The following is a 19,503-nucleotide window of genomic DNA, read 5'->3' as shown; positions in this document are numbered from 1 at the left end:
AATCAAACTTCTGATAATCATGGTTTTATGTTAATTTAATTGATAAAACATCATCACCATATTTTTCCAATGCTAAAGATTCATAGAAATAATCATTTCTAAATTTTTTGTGTGAGGTATACACAGTTTATTTATTTTATTAGTAAATTATTTTCTGACTTTGCAACAGAACGTCATGCGCATATTCACACCACATAAACCCAAAATCATGTCTCACTTTTCGGTGCAATATCACAATTTTAAACTTCAAAAAATGCGTTTCTATCAGAAGTCAAATGTGACTTTGATGAAACGTGTTCTTTATTTATAACATCTTCTAAACACTTATATTTCTTAAGAATTAGACATTCGTGTTAGTACTTCTTTAATTTTTGGACTGTGCGCTAACGCATATTCAAGGTCAACAGGTTCACGTTGTAGTAGCTGCGTCAATTGCTCGGTTCCTTCATTATTATTTCTTCCGCTAGCAACTAATCTACCTAATGTTTCTAAATGAACTGCAGTATGTGCATTTCTGCTTTGATGTACCTCACTAATATAATGTTTGGACCATGATTCTAAATCGATTGACTCATAAGTTACATCGTGGTTAAGTACAGTACTGTATGCCTCTGCTATATCGTCTCCACCGATTAATTTCGGACCGTTTATAGTATAAGATTGATTCACATGCTCTTCAGGTGCTTCTAATATATTCGCAATAACCTCCGCAACATCATAGCCTGCAATTGGTGCGAATTTTTGATTATTAAAAGGTAATCTAAGTTTTCCAGTTTCCAATACTTCTTTAAGTGGTAACCATGTCAGAATAGGATTTTCTATAAAAATAGCTGCATGTACATTAATCACTGGGAGATCTGACCAATTTAAAGCCTGTTCTGTAACCCAATGTGCTCTTTCTTGCGGTGACCAATCTTTCACAAAGCCACCTAACCATGCTTGACGTTCTTTTTCAGGAAGTGCCATTTTATTAAAATTCATATATGTCATTTCGTATTGAGAAATGTTTACAAATGCTTTTATATTCCCATTTTGCTTGCATGCTGATGACATAATTATTGCAGCATCTGAATAATAAGGGGATAAACTCATACTAAAATATACTCTTGACACCCCTTTAAGTGCATGCACTACATCAGATAAATTCAGCAGATCTCCTTCAAAAACCTCTGCACCTAATTTTTTAATATCATCGATACGCGCATTACCACTATGCATGAATGCACGTACACGAAATCCTTTATTTAATAGTTTTTCAATCACGTTATTGCTTAATGCTCCAACTTCTCCACCAGCACCTGTAACTAAAATAAGTTCTTCTTTATTCATTTTAATCTCTCCTTATTTTTTATATCAATAAACGTTTGAAATAAAAGTGCTTTTTAGAACGATTGGTCAAAAAAACGAAGTAAATTTCAACCTTTCATTACAAAAGATTTCTAGTTTTATTATCATATTTTTATTTTTTTAACAAACGTATTTTCAAAATGTATATTATTAGCGTGCTAAACTTCGCAATGTTTCATCGACAATATTTTCGAGGCGATGCATATCGCTTGTTGTTTGAACTAACACTCTTAGTCCTGTCCAAGCATTCATTAGGTACTGTGCTAGAATACGAGCATCTTTTTCTTCAGAAAGTTCACCAGACTTTTGCCCCCTTATTATAATATCAAAAAATATGTCTTCTATTTTTTGGATATTACGTTCAGACATTGTTCTTAATTCTGAATCATGGTTTGAAAGTTCAGTCGCAACTTTTATAAATAAGCACCCCTTTTTAAATTCTTCCTTTTTAATCACCAATAAAAATATATTTTTAAGTTGTGCCTGCGCTGAATCTGACCGATGTATTTCATAACTTAAATAATCATTCATCTTTTGTTGATATCGCTGAACGGAGGCTACAAGTAGTTGATGTTTGCCACCGAATGTATCATACATACTTTTTCGATGAATGCCTAGCTCATCTAATAGTGTTTGTATTGAAGTTTTTTCATAACCATATTTCCAAAATACATTCATTGCTTTTAACAATGTTGATTCAACATCAAAATCTTTATTTCTAGTCATCTGCTTTTACTCCTAATCCATACATTTATTGATAAAAGTATCATAACTTTTTTAGAACGATCGGTCAAATAATAAAATCTTTATTATTTTTAACTTATTTAAGAAAAGTTGGAAAGGGAGTGGGACAGAATTCTTGTTAAATTCGTCGTCCACTCCCNNTTCTTAGTGAAATTCTCTTTGTTGGGGCCCCCGCCCGCAAGGATGACTAAACTGAGAAATGCTTGATTTAAGCGACTTCTCAGTTCAGTCAGCTACTGCGAATTTGCAAAATAACATTATTATATTATTTATGTTCTAGGCTCGTTTAAATCATTATTCAGGTCTAGGGTTACGTTTCATTTTCACGTACTGAGAAATGCTGTACAATACAATACCGATCCAAATGAGCGCGAACGTAACAAGTTGCTGTGCATCAAAATGCTCTTTAAATGCGAAGATACCTAAGAAGAACATGATCGTTGGTCCAACGTATTGAATAAATCCTGTTAGAGATAATGGAATTCGTTTGGCACCTGCTGAGAATAAAATTAATGGAATGGCTGTTACTGCCCCTGAGAATAGTAACCAGAAAGTATCCATGTTCATACCGACTGATGACGTTCCTGTCTTCCATAAATAAATCATATAAATTAATCCCGCTGGCGCTGTGACGATACATTCGATCGCAATACTGCTGATGGCTTCGATTTTAACAATCTTCTTCAACAAGCCATAAATGCCGAATGAGAAAGCAAGCATTAATGAGATAACTGGAAATTCTCCAACGCGTATCGTCATATAGAGTACTCCGATTGCCGCAAATACGATGGCTAAAGATTCAAATTTATTAAATCTTTCTTTTAGGAAAATAAACGCCAATAATATACTGACTAATGGATTAATGTAATAACCTAAACTAGATTGAAGTACGTGGCCATTAGATACAGCCCAAATGAACGTTCCCCAGTTCACCGTAATCACATAACCGGCAATAATGATGACGATAAGTTCAATTGGATGTGAGAATAAATGTTGTAAATCACGCTTGAATGTTTGTGATTTCTTTAAAACGACGATCATTAGAATCATAAAGATCATGGATAATACAATGCGATAAGCTAGGATTTCAAATGCACTAACGCCACCAATTAATTTCCAATAAATTGGCAAGATACCCCATAGTACATATGCCCCTAACGCATATAGAATCCCTTTTTTAAATTCAGTATTGGAATTCATACAAACCCTCCTATCGGTATAACCCTGGAAATATGTATTTAGTAATATACACATGTTATCAATAGATTAGTTAATTGCGTATATAAATTGCTCAAAATACTTAAAACTTTACTAATTAAATATGGTAGTATTTAGGAAAGAGGTGAAAAATGGATAAATTATTTAGTTTTTTAATTACCATATGGATGTCAACAATTAATCTATTTAAATTTTTGTATGTTCACTTTAGTTTCCCATTATTAATCTTTTTAGTTATTTTAATTTTTTATCCTCAAATTAAAAATTTTCTAATGGATTTAAAGAAATTTACTTTTAATTGGAAAGAGACGAGTTTCGTATTAGAAAGAGAGAAGAATGAAACAATAAATAGCCTTAATAATTTAGTTAAACTAAAAATTAATGAAGACGGTAAAAACTTAATAGATGAAGGACATAGAGGTAGTGCTTTAAACTATCCGGATAAAAATGATTATTTATACAAAGGTGAATTAGTTGTAAACAAAGATTTTCTTATTCACGAGGTTAAAAAAGAGGGTAAGCTACACGTAGTCAATGAATTATACAATTGGTATGAACTTAATAGAAATCAACATTATAATGGTAATTTCAGAGGAGCAATATTAGAAGAAAATAATTCAATAAATATTGATGCGGATAGAGCTATAAAAAGATTTTATTTTTTAAGTAATGATGTTGATGATATAAATGATTTTATTTCTTTAGATGATGTTGATAATTATAGAATTGCTATTTTTACATTCACAGACACTATTGAAGCTATGACAAACTATGCACAACAAATGGGTGAATAGTATTTTTTAGGCAACCTTACCTCTGACATCACACAACCCGAAGTCTACCTTTTGCCTTTTAAGAGAGCCAATGTATTCATATACATTGACTCTTACTTTAAATATCATTATAAAATTATCCTCCAAAGAATAAATCAACAATATCACTTGTTCTATTATTATTTGTTTTATAAAATTCCGTATACCCACAATTTTCACAAGTTATTGTTTTAAAGTTGTTATGTTGCACATCAAACATCTTAGATATGCCTGATCCTGTTGCTGATAAAGTACCTTCTTCCACTTCAGTATGTCCACATTTCACACAACCGTCTCCTGTGTTTCCAGTCATTAACAACACTCCTTATATTGTTTCTTTCTTTTTCTATAACCCGTTTCCTATTCTTTAATCTTTAAATGAGTAATAACTAATTGAGCATTTGAAATGTAAGTAATAAGATTCTTTATTAATCATTAACATTTATAAGTATTTTCCAATGAAATAATTATAAATTTCTCGAATCACTAACATTAATAGCGGAATTCTTAAATTAGTCTTTGATATAGTTGGCAACTATAGCCACGACCTTGCCACACTGTTGTCACAATTACTGTGACAAAGTGGCATTTTCTTTGTGTTGAAGACGCTTTCTTAAGCCCTTACAATTGAAGTATCAAATCAGAATAAAAAAAGAGGTGTAGTTATGGCTCAAACAGAGACACAAGAGAAAAAAGGTCTCGGCCGTAAAGTTCAAGCGTTTGGTTCATTCCTTAGTAGTATGATTATGCCAAACATCGGTGCGTTTATCGCATGGGGCTTTATTGCTGCGATTTTCATTGATAATGGTTGGTATCCTAACAAAGAATTATCTCAATTAGCAGGACCAATGATCACGTACTTAATTCCATTACTTATCGCATTTAGTGGTGGTCGTTTAATTCACGACTTACGTGGTGGTATCGTTGCAGCGACAGCAACTATGGGGGTTATTGTTGCATTACCAGATACACCAATGTTACTTGGTGCAATGATTATGGGACCACTTGTTGGTTGGTTAATGAAGAAAGTTGACCAATTCTTACAACCTAGAACACCACAAGGCTTTGAAATGTTATTCAATAACTTCTCAGCAGGTATTCTAGCATTCATTATGACAATCCTTGGCTTCAAACTATTGGCGCCAATTATGCAATTCATCATGCACATCTTATCAGTAGCAGTTGAATTCTTAGTACACTTACACTTATTACCAATTGTAAGTATCATCGTAGAACCAGCTAAAATTTTATTCCTTAACAACGCGATTAACCACGGTGTATTCACACCACTTGGTACTGACCAAGCCGCAAGTGCAGGTCAATCTATTCTATTCGCAATCGAATCAAACCCTGGACCAGGTATCGGTATCTTATTAGCGTACATGATCTTTGGTAAAGGGACAGCTAAAGCAACTTCATATGGTGCAGGAATCATCCACTTCTTCGGTGGTATTCATGAAATTTACTTCCCATATGTATTAATGCGTCCATTATTATTCATCGCTGTTATTTTAGGTGGTATGACTGGCGTAGCAACTTACCAAGCAACTGGTTTCGGATTCAAGAGTCCAGCTTCACCAGGTTCATTCATCGTGTATTGCTTAAATGCACCTAAAGGCGAGTTCTTACACATGGTATTAGGCGTATTCTTAGCAGCACTTGTTTCATTCGTAGTTGCCGCATTAATTATGAAATTTACTAAAGAACCTAAACAAGATTTAGAAGCAGCAACAGCAAAAATGGAATCTACTAAAGGTAAAAAATCTAGCGTGTCATCTAAATTAACTGGTGCCACTACTGGTACTGGCGCAGCTGGCGTAGCAGCAAACAAAGCTGAAGGTGACAATCATACAGAAGCTTCATCAGAAGATGACGAAGAAGACTTACTTGATAACTACAACACTGAAGACGTAGACGCGCATGACTATAGCAATGTTGACCATGTTATTTTCGCATGTGATGCGGGTATGGGTTCTAGTGCAATGGGTGCAAGTATGTTACGTAATAAATTTAAAAAAGCAGGCATTTCAGACGTTAACGTTACAAATACTGCAATTAACCAATTACCAAATAATGCACAACTTGTTATTACACAAAAAACATTAACAGACCGTGCAATCAAACAAGTTCCAAACGCAATTCATATCTCAGTGGATAACTTCTTAAATTCACCACGTTATGAAGAATTATTAAACAACTTGAAGAAAGATCAAGACAAAGCATAATTAAATAGTTTAGGAGTCAAACATAGCGCGATTGCTTCCTATGTTCAGACTTCCTTCAAAGGGGGGACACACCATGTTAATGAGTACACGTGAAAAGGAAATCATTGAACTGCTAATTAAGTATTACGGTCAATACGTCACGATTTATGAAATTGCTCAACAACTTGGCGTGTCCTCTCGTACAATTCATCGTGAGTTAAAAGGCATTGAAACCTACCTTCAAGGATTCAATATGACACTTGAACGTGCGAATAAAAAAGGCATTAAGTTGTCTTGTAACGATGACCAAATTCAACTTTTAAAACAAGAAATGGCCCAACACGATACGATTGACTTGTCTGTTGAAGAACAAAAAGCGATTATCTTATACGCACTGATTCAATCCAAGCATGCGGTGAAGCAATATAGCTTGGCGCAAGAAATTGGCGTATCTGTTCAATCATTAACCAAATTACTTGATGACTTAGAGAAAGATCTCGCAAGCTATCAACTTAACCTTTATCGCAAACGTGGTGAAGGGGTATATCTTGATGGTCCTGAATCGAAGAAACGTGAGTTCTTAAGTCAATTGATGGTAAATAACTTAAATAGTACAAGTGTTTACTCCGTTATCGAGAATCACTTTGTCTATCAATCGATTAATCAGTCACAACAAGCGTTAGTCGATTTGGATAGCATCTTTAAGATTGAACGTATCTTAATGGATTACTTAGGCCAATTGCCGTACACCTTAACGGAGTCGAGCTACCTTACCTTAACCGTCCATATTGTATTGAGTATTGCGCGCATTCAAAATGGAGAATATGTATCCATAAATGAAGATATTCATCATTCTGTTAAAGACACATTTGAACATCAAATTGCTACAGAAATTGCGAAACGTATAGAGACACTATACGATATCGACTTTAATCAAGCGGAAGTTACATTTATAACCATTCATTTACGCGGTGCAAACCGCCGAACAACCTCCAAGATGTTTGAGAATAATGAATTTGACGACCGTAAAATACAAGCATTTGTAAACCGTGTTGAACGTCTATCAGGCCAAACATTTGAAGACTATGCGACACTTGTTCATGGCTTATCATTGCACATCAATCCAGCGATTAATCGTTTGGAAGCCAATATTGAGACATACAATCCACTCACTGAGATGATTAAGTACAAGTACCCTCGTCTCTTCGACATCGTGCATAAAGCGATTGATCAGACGTGGCCGGAGTTAGTCTTCCCGGATAGCGAGATTGCCTTTATTGTCTTACATTTTGGTGGCTCCTTAAAAAGTCAGTCGAGCCAACTGCTACATGTTTTAGTTGTCTGCAGTAGTGGTATTGGAACAAGTCGATTATTAGCAACACGACTACAACAATCGTTTAATGAAATAGAGAAGATTACACAAGCGTCCGTCAGTGATTTGAAACGATTAAATCTTGAAGATTACGATGGTATTATTTCAACTGTTAAATTGGATATTTCAGCACCATTTATTACGGTTAACCCGCTACTACCAGAAGCTGACGTGACCTATGTGGCATCATTCTTAAAGACGACTGAGCATAAAGCAAAACAACATGAAATACGCGAAGTAAAACATTCGATTCAAGATCCTGATCAAGTGGTCAGGAACATCGAACAAGGCTTAGCATTGTTGAACTCTATGCAATTTGAATATAAAGATGTAACTATTTGGAATCACTATTTAGCTGACTATCTTGAGGACAATGGCGTGATTGCGCCGAATAGTCAGACGTCATTCGCTGAGCTGTTGCAGGATAAATTGAATCAGAATCCTGGTTGGATATTGCAACCCTACCCTGTTGCTATTCCACATATGAAGGATGATTTGATTTTACGTCCATTGATTCTTATCACGATATTGAATCAAGAGATGGACATGCAAAGTACTCAAAATGACCTTTTCAAAATTAAATATATGGTTAGCCTATTCATCCCAAATAATGATGAAATGGCACAACTTGTCGGGGAACTATCTGCTGAATTGGGGCATCATCTCGAGCAAATTGATGACTTCATGCAAGACCCTGACGCTATGAAACACATATTGAGAGATAGCTTTTTAAAACGAATTCAAAACCAATTAACTTAGGAGTGTATAAAATGACTGAATTATTTAGTAATGACAATATCTTTTTAAACGTATCTGTAGGAAGCCAAGATGAAGCCATCGAAAAAGCAGGTCGTGCGTTAGTAGATAGCGGTTCTGTAAACGAAGCGTATATCCAAGCAATGAAAGAACGTGAACAACTTGTTTCTACATTCATGGGTAACGGATTAGCAATTCCTCACGGTACTGATGAAGCTAAAGGTGATGTATTAGCATCTGGTTTAACATTACTTCAAATTCCTGAAGGTGTAGATTGGAACGGCGAAACAGTGAAAGTTGTCGTTGGTATCGCTGGTAAAGATGGCGAACACTTAGACTTATTATCTAAAATCGCAATTACATTCAGTGAAGAAGAAAATGTTGACCGTATCGTCAATGCTAAATCTGCGGAAGAAATTAAACAAGTCTTCGAGGAGGCTGATGCATAATGAAAGCTGTACATTTCGGAGCTGGTAATATTGGTCGTGGATTCATCGGCTATATTCTTTCAGATAACAATATTGATGTCACATTTGCAGACGTTAACGAAGACATTATCACTGCATTAGATAAAGAAGGCGCATATAACGTTATTCTTGCTAATGAAGAGAAAACAACAACACGCGTGACTGGTGTTAGTGCAATTAACAGTGGTCAACCTTCAGACGAGTTGAAACAAGCGATTCTTGAAGCAGATATCATTACAACTGCGGTTGGTGTAAACATTCTTCCTATTATTGCGAAATCATTCGCACCAGTGTTAAAAGAAAAAGAAAATCACGTCAACATCGTGGCATGTGAAAATGCAATTATGGCGACTGATACGCTTAAAGAAGCAATCTTAGATATCACTGGTCCATTAGGCGATAACATTCACTTCGCAAACTCTGCGGTTGACCGTATTGTCCCTCTTCAAAAGAATGACAATATTTTAGACGTTATGGTTGAGCCTTTCTTTGAATGGGTTGTCGAAAAAGACGCTTGGTACGGTGAAGAATTAGAACATATTAAATATGTTGATGATTTAACACCTTATATCGAACGTAAATTATTAACTGTTAATACAGGTCATGCCTTATTAGCATATGCTGGTCGTTTCTATGGTAGAGATACTGTCTTAGATGCGGTTAAAGATGATGCTATCGTTGCAGATTTACGTCAAGTATTAGGTGAAACAAGCGAGTATATCGTAGATAACTTCAGCTTCACTAAAGATGAACAAGCGGCTTATGTTGAAAAAATTATTGGTCGTTTCGAAAATCCATACCTTTCTGACGAAGTAACACGTGTAGGTCGTGGCACAATCCGTAAAATCGGTCCTAAAGATCGTATTATCAAACCTTTATCTTATCTATATGAAAATAACTTACGTCGCAAAGGCTTATTAAAAGCAGCAGCGTTATTATTGAAATATGATGATATGAACGATAAAGAAACAGTTGAAATGCGTGAATACATTGATGCACATGGTGTAAAAGCATTCTTATTAGAATATGCGAAAATCAATGACCGATTAGCAGATGAAATTGTAGCTATGTACGAAGAACTATAATGCGTTAAATACTCTAACAATTGAATGCGTGCAGGTTACACAATACTACGTATTGTTGCTGCTCGCTTGCTCTAGGCATTGCTAGGAGCGAAACAGAATTCTAGTGTTTAAGAATTCGTTTTTTCGCCCCCACAAAGTTGATTAGAATTGAAAAGAGTTAAATCACTTTATAAGCCTTTTTCAAAGTCTTGTAGGTTGTGATTTAACTCTTTTTTTTACTTAGGTTTTGTCTCAGTGCTAATGCTATTCCTAGTAGCGTCTCGCAGCCTATACTTCGTATTTTAGTAAGTAAAATTTATTATCCTAGCAATCTACAATAATTTAGTTGAACCTATATTCTTAATTAATAATCATTCAAAGTCTCATAACTTAAAGTTATGAATACATAAATAAGTGATATGAATACTTTCACATTTTAAAGGAATAGTTAAATAAAGGGTGTTCATGAATATATCTTGGAGGGATTATTAATGGGTAAATTAGATGGTAAAGTCGCATTTATTACAGGTGCAGGTTCTGGTATGGGTAAAGCACAGGCCATTCTTTATGCATCAGAAGGTGCTAAAGTTATAATCGCTGATATCAATGAAGAGACTGTGAACCAAACAGCTAGTGACATTAAAGTGCATGGTGGCGAAGCACTGCCAGTTACGATCGATGTATCTAATAAAGAAAGTGTTGACCACGCTGTTAAACAAGGTGTTGAAGCATTTGGTACGATTAATATCTTAAGTAATACAGCTGGTATCCTAGATGATTATAAACCAACGCTAGAAACGTCAGAGGAATTATGGGATAGAATTATTAATATTAATTTAAAAGGTACGTATCTTGTAACGAATGCAGTGTTGCCACATATGATTGACAATGGCAAAGGTACGGTTATTAATATTGCTTCTATCGGTGCATTTGTAGCTGGCGGTGGCGGTGCAGCTTATACTTCAGCGAAACATGGTATTGCAGGTTATACGAAACAATTATCATTTGATTACGGTATTAAAGGTATTAAAGCAAATGCCATTGCACCTGGTGCCGTTGATACTGGCATGACACATGCGATGTTTGAAGAAGGTTCTGCAGATGTTATGGAAAAAACAAATTCTGTACCTGCTGGTCGTTATGGTCAACCAGAGGAAATTGCACAATTGTCACTCTTCCTAGCAAGTGATGATTCTGATTTCATCCACGGTTCAATTATTCCAATCGATGGTGGTTGGTTAGTCGATTAATGATGCATTCATATTTCAATGATGCGTCACTAATAAAAGCGTTGAGTCACTATTAATGAAGTGATTCAACGCTTTTTATCAATCATTTAAGAATGATGTTTTCGCTCTTTTCGGTTCGTATAATAAGCATGACCAAAGAATGCGATATTGATTCCAATAAGTAATACGATATACAGTACAAGTGATATCGTTAGAAATTGCTCATTAGAATGATGATGTGCTTTAAAAATCTGGCCGATTAAATTAGGTAAGCACACGATAAAGATGACAAGTGCAAATAGCTTTTGTTTCACAATGAAACATAGCAACATGACAATTGCTAATAATATGAGTCCAGTAACGATACTTTGCGTTTGATTAAGGCTCACAAGTGTATAGATTGGATATTTTTCAGCAATATACGTACTTACAATCATTAGTGTAAAAAGAACCATACCGCCTATAAACGCATAGACATAGACACGTTTAGCATCGCCATATTTTACAATTGCTTTTCTTATTAAGAACCACGGCACAATGATCGCTAATACGAAGATAAAGATTATATTTAAAATATAGCCCACTGTGAGTGTGAAGGTCGTTTCAAAGAAATCTGGTATCGTAAATACCGCAATCATAAAGCATACGAAGTACGTTAAATATTTAGGTAACCCTTTAGTGAAACTCATTTCTTTAGAGAAGTTATCCGCATAGTCTTTCACAGGCGTATTCAGAATATCGCTCACATCGCCACCATTCGCTTCTGCCATTTCAAAGTGATCTTGTAATTCATCACCAATGGCATGGACTTCATCCTCATCCTTACCTCTAAACATTAATTCTGCCTTTAGCTTTAATATATAGTCTTTCTGTGCTTTAGTCATCATATTCATCACTCCCGAATAAATTATTCATTCCTGAGTTGAGATAACGCCATTTCTCCTTAAATCGTTCCAATTCTTCTTGGCCGCTTTCAGAAATCGTATAATACTTACGTTTAGGGCCACCGTTATCTGATTTACGCGTGGTTGTGTGAACGTAGCCTTTCTTACTTAATCTAAGTAACACTGGATAAATACTACCATCGCTAATTTCAGGAAATTGGTTTGCTTTTAATTTCTCTAAAATTTCATACCCATACGTCTCTCCCTTAGCTATAAGTCCCAGAATTGCACCATCTAAAAGCCCCTTCATCATTTGATTAGATACTGACATGTCATCACCTTTTACTAACTATCTTATAATATAAGATAGTGTATTTTAAAAAAGAAGTCAACTATCTTACGATAAACGATAGTGACTGTTCAATGATTGTTAAATTGCAGTTTATTAAGTTACTTTAATGTGTGTAGTTTACACAATACTGCGTATTTTTAACGAATGAGGTTTATTACTTAAACAATTTAATTTACTTTAACATTTTAATCGCTACGTTAATTAACGAGTTACATAAATGACACATTAAAACCCCAAGTAGCTTTGGCGCACCTGGGGGATCGTTCAAACTAGTTACGTAAATATTAAAATTCATTTTGTGTAATTTATAAATAAATCGCTAATGTATTAAAAAGAATAGATTTTCAATGTATTTGACTTGGATTTTGAAAGATAATGATCGTTCATACTTAATGGTATATTGCTTTTCCAAAAGATGCCTCTGCACTTTCACCAATCACTTCTGATAGTGAAGGATGTGGTTGAATAATGTGCGCAATATCGTTCAACGTACCTCCTGCCATTTTAATGCCTAAAATTTCACTAATTAAATCTGTCGCATGTGGCCCAACGATAAATCCACCTAAGATCTTGCCATCTTGCTTATTCGCCACTATTTTAACAAGTCCTTGTGTTTCACCTTTCAAGATTGCTTTAGGATTCTTCTGAAAAGACGCAGTTGTCACTTCAACCTCATAGCCCGCTTCTTGTGCTTGTAATGCTGATAAACCAACAGACGCAGATTCCAATCTTGTATAGATACATCGCGGTATATCTTCTTGATTAATCGCCTCTGGATGTTTGCCTGCAATATGTTCTGCTACATACTTACCATGCGCACTTGCGGTATGTGCTAGTTGATAACCTGGCACCAAATCACCAATTGCATAAACATGCGCATAGCTTGTTTCATAATGTTCATTGACTTGGAGGCACTTCCCATCTTGTTCTAGCTTTAATGCCTTAGCCACATGAACATTAGGTTGTCGTCCTGTCGCAAAGAGTAACGTTTCATATGGTATTTCTTTAGGCCCATCTTTACCATCTATTTCTAAGGTTGTAGCATTCACTTTCGTTGTTTCTGAATTGGTAATAATTTGTACACCTTGTTGTTTCAAATATGAGGATAGATGCGTATGTATCTCCTCAATTTCACTAGATAAAATGTTATCGCCCTTTTCCAAAATCGTAACATCTACGCCTAAATCAGCCATTGAAGAGGCGATTTCCGAGGCAATCACACCGCCACCAATTATCACGAGTTGTTTCGGCAATGCATCCATGTTGAAAAATGTGTCAGCTGTTTCAAAGTGTGCTTGATCTAGACCTTCGATTGGTGGTACAAACGGCTTTGTCCCTGTTGCTAAAATAATATCTTCCGCCGTGTAAATGGTCTGATTCACTTGGACTTTCAATCCTTCAAGTACTTCTGCTTCGCCTTCAATCATGTCAACATTGTGTTGCTGTAATGCATCTCGAACGTCATCCGTTACGGTCTTAACCACTTGGTCTTTACGTTGCACAAGACCATTTAAATCGATATCTATGTGATTCGTCTTAATTCCCCAATTGTTTGCAGATTGTATGTCTCTCACTTTCGCACCATATTCTAAAAATATCTTTGACGGTATACAACCTACGTTCAGACATACACCACCCACGTGTTGTTTCTCAACAATCGCTACATGCTTTCCTAATTGCGCTGCTCGAATTGCTGCTGCATAACCTCCAGGCCCTGCTCCAATAACGATTAAATCATATGATTTAGACATCATTTGCTACCCCTTTCACCTTTGAAGTTGTCTTTCCATCCCTTAATAATGTTTGCTTAGAACATAATCACCCTAATTTGGTGTAAGCGCTTTACACCCTTTCAATTATATATTAGAGTTATATTTTTATAATTTCAAATAAACGTAAGTGACAGAATTTTTACTTTTTTAAATAAGGGACGTATTTAGAACAAGGCATGAAAATACCCCCAGCATTTTAAATGTGCTGAGGGTAAATATGCCAGATTTAATTAATGACCAGCCATCCAAGGACGAGCTGCTTTACTTGGTTTTGGAGTCATTGGTGGAAGTTTATCTTTACTTACTAATCTGGGTTCTTGACCTCTTTCAATACGTTTTTTTAACTTTCCATCCATTTTATACGTTTGAAAACTATTAAAAACACGTGTTCCTTCATTCTCACACGAAGGACAAGTAGCTGTATCATGTTGAACGTTCATTGATTGTCGAAGTGTAAATTCTCCGCATTTTGCGCAATTATAAGTATAATTAGGCATTACTTATCCGGCTCCAAGTTTGGAATAATATCCTCTTTAAAAATTTCTCGAGGAATTGCGATTGTACAACATGCATTGGGAACATCTACAATGCCAACTACAGTGCCTTGTACAGGAGCTGTACCTAGTAACATGTATGCTTGTTCGCCAGTAAAGCCACGTGTTTTTAAGAATTCAATTGCGTTTAATACAGCATTTCTATATGCCGTATTAGCATCTAAATACGTTTGTTTACCACTAAATTCGTTAACAGAAATACCTTCAAAGACGATGTAATCCGTATAATTAGGCATTACTGGACCTGGTTTAAATGCTGGATTCTTCTTAATATGATATTTTTCCATGCCATTTTTAATAACATTAACTCTAAGTTCAATCCAACCAGGCATTTCAATACCACCGCAGAATGTGATTTCGCCATCACCTTGAGAGAAATGTAAATCTCCTACTGATAATTTTGCGCCATCAACAAAGACTGGGAAGTAAATACGTGAACCTTTAGATAAGTTTTTGATATCACAGTTACCACCATTTTCACGTGGTGGAACCGTACGTGCACCTTCTTTAGCCACTCTGTCGAAATCTTTCCCAGTTAACGTACCAGCAACTACAGCGTCTGTGTCAGGTAAATTAGCTAATACGGGTTCTCGATTTGGGTCAGTATCAACAAGTTCTTTTTCACGGCGATTCCATTCATCTAGCATTTCTTGAGATGGTGCCACACCAATTAAGCCAGGATGAATTAAACCTACAAACTCTACTCCAGGTACATGTCGACTCGTCGCATAAATACCATTGAAATCCCAAATTGATTTTTGCGCATTAGGATAATGATCTACAAGGAAACTTCCACCATTCGTTTTATCAAAGATACCGTTGAATCCCCATTGATGTTCATCAAATACACCAATATCTAGAATATCCACAACAAGTAAATCTCCAGGTTCCACACCGTTAACATGTACTGGTCCACTTAATACATGAACTCGATTTAAATTGACGTGTTTAATATCACTCGGATCATCATTATTACTAATTTGACCGTCTGTCCAGTCTAAACATTCTATTCTGAACGATTCTCCAGGATCCACTGAAAAAGCCGCTGGAATATCTGGATGCCAGCGATTGTGACCTGGATGATCTTGTTGGTCCATTGTCTTGTTTAAATCAATACTAAATAACTTTTTAGGCATGAGCCTAACCCCCTTATTTATAAAGTTATAAAAATTGATTATGACTGAATATTCTGTTTCTTGTATCATATCATATAAAATTATAAATAGAGAGTAATAATATACTTTTTGGTAATTTGAACATTTGAAATAAAAATGCCTCTAGCCAAATAGACTAGAGGTTTGAGTTATGGTTGTAATTTCATTATTGCACCAAAGTTCTGTTGTGCGTTGGTGAATGTAATAAATGCAATGAGTTCAACGATTTCTTCTGTTGTTAGATTGTCTTGAAGTACTTTAATAATGTTGTCTGGAATGTGGTCGCCCATTTTGATAAACACCTCGGTAAATCCTATGCAAATGGATGATTTTTCATCTTGTAGACTGCCGGTAGGTTGACCTTTTGCCTTACAGTATTGGCACCCATTCTTCTGGGCTAACATTCTTCGTATTTCTTCTTTCAATGCCTTGCTAAGTGTGCCGTCACTTTCTAACACATCACTTAACTGTGACCATGACTGCATTATTTTGTCTTGATGGCCTAACAACTTTTGAAATGGTGTCTGACCGTTGTTCGATAGAGGTATAATTGACATGCATAATCTCCTTTTAAATCAATGCATCTTTTATTTTTTGTAATCCTTTTTTCATAACTTCACGTGGAATGGCAATATTGATTCTAATGTGACCTTCCGCGTTATGCACGAATTGTTCTTGTCCTTCAATGATCACGCCTGCGTGTTTGATAAAGTATTTCGCGATGGGTTCGTTGATTTCTTTTTCTTTGATGTAATAGCTTAAATCTACCCATGCGAGGTACGTGGCTTCTGGTATTTTAAATTCTGCATGAGGAAGTTCTTGTTCTAAGAAGTTTGCCAAATATTTGAAGTTGTCGTCTAAATAATCATTCATAGCGGCTAACCAGTCTTCGCCCTTTTCATAAGCGGCCTGTGTCGCAACGATACTTAATGGATTCTCAGAACTAAAGTGATGTAACTTCCATGTCTTTAATAATCTTCTATTCGGAATAATGATGTTTGAGAACATTAAGCCTGCTATATTAAATGCCTTACTTTGCGACATTGCGGTCACAATCTTATCGTAATCTGGCACTGCTTTAGCAAATGGGATATGGGTTTGACCAGCCCGTTTAATGTCACAATGAATTTCATCTGAAATGATCCATACATCATTATCTGCCATGATTTGACCAAATTGTTTCAATTCATCTTCTGACCATACGCGGCCTGTCGGATTATGTGGGTTCGCAAAAATACACAGTTTTATATTTTCTGATTCCACTTTTTTGCGTACATCTTCGAAATCAATTTCATAATAACCGTTATGATTAATCATTGGAGAATAAACCGTTTCAATGTGATTTTTATCGCATGCCATTTTAAATGGTCCATAACTTGGTGTTAAAATAAGTGCTTTGTCATCTTCGTCACAAATATAACTTACAAGTTCAATTAACCCAGCAACTATACCATGAGAGAATACAAGGTGGTCTTGTGGGAATGTATAACCAAATCGTCGCTCTGTCCATGAGACAAAGGCATCATAATAATCTGTACCAAATATGTTGGTATAACCTAGAATCTTTTTATCTAGTCTATCTTTAATCGCATCTAACACAACGTCGGGTGTCGCGAAATCCATATCAGCGACCCACATACGGATGAGTTCATCATGGTCTTCTAAGTCTGAAGTATCTGCATCTCCAAATAAGTAACCTTTATAACCTTCAACATTCATCGCATTGGTTTCACGGCGATCAATGATTTCATCAAAATTGTACGTCACATGAATGCCTCCTATAATCATTGTTTAATATATTTTATTGTAATACTTCCAAATCATAAATTCACTTTTTAACATTTTCTCTTCTAAATATAAAAATCGGGAGAAAGTCAACGGGAGTGGGACAGAATTCTTTTTAAATTCGTTGTCTACTCCCAACTTGCTTTGCTTGTAGAATTTCTTAGTGAAATTCTCTTTGTTGGGGCCCCGACTCCCAACTTGCTTTGTTTGTAGAATTTCTTGATGAAATTCTCTTTGCTGGGGCCCCACCCGCAAGGATGGCTAGAACTAAAAAAGCTTGATTTACGCGCATTTGCAGTTCAGTCAGCTACTGCGAATTTGCAAAATAGCATCATCATATTATTTATGTCTCTCTCCCTATCCTGAAAATTTATGCAAGGCCGTCAATGACATAAGTTACACCTAAAATTGCAAATGTGATCGCAATCATTGTTGAAACAAGTATCATTCCCATCATAGGATTAAATAATAAAATCATTCCTAATAGCAAGCCTAAAATATTAACTACGATAGATAGTCCTTTTAAACGGCTTTGCTTAGAAATCGTAAGTAGACCAATAATTGAACTTACTATAAACCATGCGGCAAACATGAAAATAAAGAATGTTGAACTTGCTCCAACATTAAACATGACGAGCAGTCCAAATATAATATCTATAATCCCTATAACCATAATAAGTCCAGTACCACTACCAGCGAGCGCTCTTGCAGCACGACGGAATAACAACTGAATCACACCGTTAATAAGAATAAATAAACCAATAAGCCAAGTCAGCGTGTAGAAGTTTTTAACAGGATAACTAAAGATGATAACTGCCACAATTAACAGTAATGTCCCCATTATTAAGCTTGACCATTTCAATTTGTTATTATCTTGTGCCATTCTAATTCCTCCTTTCGCTAATAATCATCATTATATTAAGTATATTGAAGTTGCATTTGACGCACAACGAATACATCTTACGTCTTTTTACTTGAAACATGATATCTTTAATACACGACTACTTCGGTTTCCTACTTTTCTGAAAAGGGTAGACTGAAGGTAGTATAAAATGAGGAGGCGTATCAATGAATACAAAAAGAGCATTAGTGGTTGTGACAAGTGTAACGAAATATCCAGATATGAACCGTCCAACTGGTCTATGGTTTAGCGAGGTTGTTCATTTCGCGGATGTCTTATATAAAAATGGTTATAAAGTGCATTACATTAGCCCAGAAGGTGGTTATACTGCCATTGATCCACAAAGTCTACAAGAGGATATGATGACTGATTTGGATTGGAAATACTATCAAAACAAAGACTTTATGACACGTCTTGGCCATACCGTTACACCTGATGCTGTCAAAGCTGAGAATTACGATATTATCTACTTCGCTGGCGGTCACGGTACGATTTGGGATTTCAAAGACAATGAAGTTTTACAGAAATTAACACAAGAAATCTATGACAATAACGATGTCGTTTCATCTGTTTGTCATGGCGCAATCGGCCTATTAAATGTTAAAGATGCTGAAGGTAACTATATCATCGATGGCAAAACAGTTACTGGTTTCTCAAATAGTGAAGAACAAGCGGTTGGTTTGGCAGACGTCGTGCCTTATCTTACTGAAGATGAACTGAAACGTCGTGGTGCTAACTATGAGCAAGGCGATAATTGGACTGAATTTGCAGTCGCTGATGGTCGCATCATTACTGGTCAAAATCCACAATCTGGTAAAGCCGTAGCTGAAAAATTCTTAGAATCTCAAAAGTAATATTTTAGACTGCGCGTATAGTTAAAATATAAAA

The 19,503-nt window shown here is 35.6% G+C and carries 19 protein-coding genes; 7 read left to right on the top strand and 12 right to left on the bottom strand.

Translation table 11 applies throughout. From position 1 onward, the window contains the following. Positions 1 to 333 precede the first annotated feature (333 nt). The 3 genes from JVV30_RS06795 to rarD form a co-directional block, all read right to left on the bottom strand. Positions 334 to 1,329, bottom strand: a complete 996-nt coding sequence (locus tag JVV30_RS06795) for an NmrA family NAD(P)-binding protein (RefSeq protein WP_204193837.1) — start codon at positions 1,327 to 1,329, stop codon at positions 334 to 336. A 168-nt stretch (positions 1,330 to 1,497) separates the two neighbouring features. Beyond that, on the bottom strand, positions 1,498 to 2,073 hold the full coding sequence (locus JVV30_RS06790) for a TetR/AcrR family transcriptional regulator (protein WP_204193835.1): 576 nt from the start codon (positions 2,071 to 2,073) through the stop codon (positions 1,498 to 1,500). A 312-nt stretch (positions 2,074 to 2,385) separates the two neighbouring features. Then, positions 2,386 to 3,291, bottom strand: coding sequence for an EamA family transporter RarD (rarD, locus tag JVV30_RS06785; protein WP_204193832.1), 906 nt, complete (start codon positions 3,289 to 3,291; stop codon positions 2,386 to 2,388). A gap of 149 nt (positions 3,292 to 3,440) precedes the next feature. On the opposite strand from rarD, the gene JVV30_RS06780 reads away from it, so the two are divergent. Next, positions 3,441 to 4,103: a hypothetical protein gene (locus JVV30_RS06780; protein WP_107629311.1), complete on the top strand. Its 663-nt coding sequence runs from the start codon at positions 3,441 to 3,443 to the stop codon at positions 4,101 to 4,103. Positions 4,104 to 4,218: 115 nt separating this feature from the next. Here the strand turns inward: JVV30_RS06780 and JVV30_RS06775 are convergent, their stop codons facing one another. Beyond that, entirely contained in the window at positions 4,219 to 4,434 is a 216-nt protein-coding gene (locus tag JVV30_RS06775) for a zinc ribbon domain-containing protein (protein ID WP_204193830.1), read from the bottom strand. Between the two features lie 352 nt (positions 4,435 to 4,786). Between JVV30_RS06775 and JVV30_RS06770 the strand changes: the two genes are divergently transcribed. The 5 genes from JVV30_RS06770 to JVV30_RS06750 all read left to right on the top strand — a co-directional run bounded on the left by JVV30_RS06770 (position 4,787) and on the right by JVV30_RS06750 (position 11,234). Continuing rightward, positions 4,787 to 6,346, top strand: a complete 1,560-nt coding sequence (locus JVV30_RS06770; RefSeq protein WP_204193827.1) for a PTS mannitol transporter subunit IIBC — start codon at positions 4,787 to 4,789, stop codon at positions 6,344 to 6,346. A 73-nt stretch (positions 6,347 to 6,419) separates the two neighbouring features. Next, on the top strand, positions 6,420 to 8,456 hold the full coding sequence (locus JVV30_RS06765; protein ID WP_204193825.1) for a BglG family transcription antiterminator: 2,037 nt from the start codon (positions 6,420 to 6,422) through the stop codon (positions 8,454 to 8,456). Positions 8,457 to 8,467: 11 nt separating this feature from the next. After that, positions 8,468 to 8,902, top strand: a complete 435-nt coding sequence (locus JVV30_RS06760) for a PTS mannitol transporter subunit IIA (RefSeq protein WP_033079814.1) — start codon at positions 8,468 to 8,470, stop codon at positions 8,900 to 8,902. Next, positions 8,902 to 10,005: a mannitol-1-phosphate 5-dehydrogenase gene (locus JVV30_RS06755; protein WP_204193823.1), complete on the top strand. Its 1,104-nt coding sequence runs from the start codon at positions 8,902 to 8,904 to the stop codon at positions 10,003 to 10,005. The genes JVV30_RS06760 and JVV30_RS06755 overlap by 1 nt, the downstream gene beginning before the upstream one ends. 470 nt (positions 10,006 to 10,475) lie before the next feature. Beyond that, the gene (locus JVV30_RS06750) at positions 10,476 to 11,234 is read left to right on the top strand and encodes an SDR family NAD(P)-dependent oxidoreductase (RefSeq protein WP_204193821.1); all 759 of its coding nucleotides are present in this window, start codon (positions 10,476 to 10,478) and stop codon (positions 11,232 to 11,234) included. A gap of 86 nt (positions 11,235 to 11,320) precedes the next feature. Here JVV30_RS06750 and JVV30_RS06745 read toward each other — a convergent pair whose 3' ends face one another. The 8 genes from JVV30_RS06745 to JVV30_RS06710 form a co-directional block, all read right to left on the bottom strand. Next, positions 11,321 to 12,100, bottom strand: a complete 780-nt coding sequence (locus JVV30_RS06745) for a hypothetical protein (RefSeq protein WP_204193819.1) — start codon at positions 12,098 to 12,100, stop codon at positions 11,321 to 11,323. Then, complete coding sequence (locus tag JVV30_RS06740) at positions 12,090 to 12,428, bottom strand: PadR family transcriptional regulator (protein WP_204193818.1); 339 nt, start codon at positions 12,426 to 12,428, stop codon at positions 12,090 to 12,092. The genes JVV30_RS06745 and JVV30_RS06740 overlap by 11 nt, the downstream gene beginning before the upstream one ends. 410 nt (positions 12,429 to 12,838) lie before the next feature. Further along, positions 12,839 to 14,200 (bottom strand): dihydrolipoyl dehydrogenase, encoded by a 1,362-nt coding sequence (gene lpdA, locus JVV30_RS06735; protein WP_204193815.1) that lies wholly within the window; start codon positions 14,198 to 14,200, stop codon positions 12,839 to 12,841. A 251-nt stretch (positions 14,201 to 14,451) separates the two neighbouring features. Beyond that, positions 14,452 to 14,718 carry an FmdB family zinc ribbon protein gene (locus tag JVV30_RS06730; RefSeq protein WP_204193813.1) on the bottom strand — a complete coding sequence of 89 codons (267 nt, stop codon included), beginning with the start codon at positions 14,716 to 14,718 and terminating at the stop codon, positions 14,452 to 14,454. After that, a complete protein-coding gene (fmdA, locus tag JVV30_RS06725) occupies positions 14,718 to 15,911 on the bottom strand; it encodes a formamidase (RefSeq protein ID WP_204193810.1) in 1,194 nt (397 codons plus the stop codon). The genes JVV30_RS06730 and fmdA overlap by 1 nt, the downstream gene beginning before the upstream one ends. Positions 15,912 to 16,078: 167 nt before the next feature. After that, on the bottom strand, positions 16,079 to 16,486 hold the full coding sequence (locus tag JVV30_RS06720; protein WP_204193808.1) for a carboxymuconolactone decarboxylase family protein: 408 nt from the start codon (positions 16,484 to 16,486) through the stop codon (positions 16,079 to 16,081). Positions 16,487 to 16,499: 13 nt separating this feature from the next. Next, entirely contained in the window at positions 16,500 to 17,696 is a 1,197-nt protein-coding gene (locus tag JVV30_RS06715; RefSeq protein WP_204193806.1) for a MalY/PatB family protein, read from the bottom strand. Positions 17,697 to 18,084: 388 nt separating this feature from the next. Beyond that, positions 18,085 to 18,597, bottom strand: coding sequence for a DUF308 domain-containing protein (locus JVV30_RS06710; RefSeq protein ID WP_204193804.1), 513 nt, complete (start codon positions 18,595 to 18,597; stop codon positions 18,085 to 18,087). Between the two features lie 185 nt (positions 18,598 to 18,782). Here JVV30_RS06710 and JVV30_RS06705 point away from each other — a divergent pair, with 185 nt between their 5' ends. After that, positions 18,783 to 19,469 (top strand): type 1 glutamine amidotransferase domain-containing protein, encoded by a 687-nt coding sequence (locus tag JVV30_RS06705; RefSeq protein ID WP_204193802.1) that lies wholly within the window; start codon positions 18,783 to 18,785, stop codon positions 19,467 to 19,469. Positions 19,470 to 19,503 lie beyond the last annotated feature (34 nt).

Source organism: Staphylococcus sp. GDY8P47P (genome assembly GCF_016892225.1).
Lineage (GTDB): Bacteria > Bacillota > Bacilli > Staphylococcales > Staphylococcaceae > Staphylococcus > Staphylococcus borealis.
The sequence above is the reverse complement of the archived record's forward strand: the minus strand, read 5'-3'. Positions and strand labels throughout refer to the sequence as shown.

What these genes read in the sequence shown, in the direction of transcription:
- JVV30_RS06775 (WP_204193830.1), bottom strand. Translation starts at nt 4,434, where the DNA reads ATGACTGGAAACACAGGAGACGGTTGTGTGAAATGTGGACATACTGAA.
- JVV30_RS06710 (WP_204193804.1), bottom strand. Translation starts at nt 18,597, where the DNA reads ATGGCACAAGATAATAACAAATTGAAATGGTCAAGCTTAATAATGGGG.
- JVV30_RS06770 (WP_204193827.1), top strand. Translation starts at nt 4,787, where the DNA reads ATGGCTCAAACAGAGACACAAGAGAAAAAAGGTCTCGGCCGTAAAGTT.
- JVV30_RS06780 (WP_107629311.1), top strand. Translation starts at nt 3,441, where the DNA reads ATGGATAAATTATTTAGTTTTTTAATTACCATATGGATGTCAACAATT.
- JVV30_RS06795 (WP_204193837.1), bottom strand. Translation starts at nt 1,329, where the DNA reads ATGAATAAAGAAGAACTTATTTTAGTTACAGGTGCTGGTGGAGAAGTT.
- JVV30_RS06745 (WP_204193819.1), bottom strand. Translation starts at nt 12,100, where the DNA reads ATGATGACTAAAGCACAGAAAGACTATATATTAAAGCTAAAGGCAGAA.
- JVV30_RS06705 (WP_204193802.1), top strand. Translation starts at nt 18,783, where the DNA reads ATGAATACAAAAAGAGCATTAGTGGTTGTGACAAGTGTAACGAAATAT.
- JVV30_RS06730 (WP_204193813.1), bottom strand. Translation starts at nt 14,718, where the DNA reads ATGCCTAATTATACTTATAATTGCGCAAAATGCGGAGAATTTACACTT.
- JVV30_RS06760 (WP_033079814.1), top strand. Translation starts at nt 8,468, where the DNA reads ATGACTGAATTATTTAGTAATGACAATATCTTTTTAAACGTATCTGTA.
- JVV30_RS06755 (WP_204193823.1), top strand. Translation starts at nt 8,902, where the DNA reads ATGAAAGCTGTACATTTCGGAGCTGGTAATATTGGTCGTGGATTCATC.
- JVV30_RS06765 (WP_204193825.1), top strand. Translation starts at nt 6,420, where the DNA reads ATGTTAATGAGTACACGTGAAAAGGAAATCATTGAACTGCTAATTAAG.
- fmdA (WP_204193810.1), bottom strand. Translation starts at nt 15,911, where the DNA reads ATGCCTAAAAAGTTATTTAGTATTGATTTAAACAAGACAATGGACCAA.
- JVV30_RS06740 (WP_204193818.1), bottom strand. Translation starts at nt 12,428, where the DNA reads ATGTCAGTATCTAATCAAATGATGAAGGGGCTTTTAGATGGTGCAATT.
- rarD (WP_204193832.1), bottom strand. Translation starts at nt 3,291, where the DNA reads ATGAATTCCAATACTGAATTTAAAAAAGGGATTCTATATGCGTTAGGG.
- lpdA (WP_204193815.1), bottom strand. Translation starts at nt 14,200, where the DNA reads ATGTCTAAATCATATGATTTAATCGTTATTGGAGCAGGGCCTGGAGGT.
- JVV30_RS06750 (WP_204193821.1), top strand. Translation starts at nt 10,476, where the DNA reads ATGGGTAAATTAGATGGTAAAGTCGCATTTATTACAGGTGCAGGTTCT.
- JVV30_RS06790 (WP_204193835.1), bottom strand. Translation starts at nt 2,073, where the DNA reads ATGACTAGAAATAAAGATTTTGATGTTGAATCAACATTGTTAAAAGCA.
- JVV30_RS06720 (WP_204193808.1), bottom strand. Translation starts at nt 16,486, where the DNA reads ATGTCAATTATACCTCTATCGAACAACGGTCAGACACCATTTCAAAAG.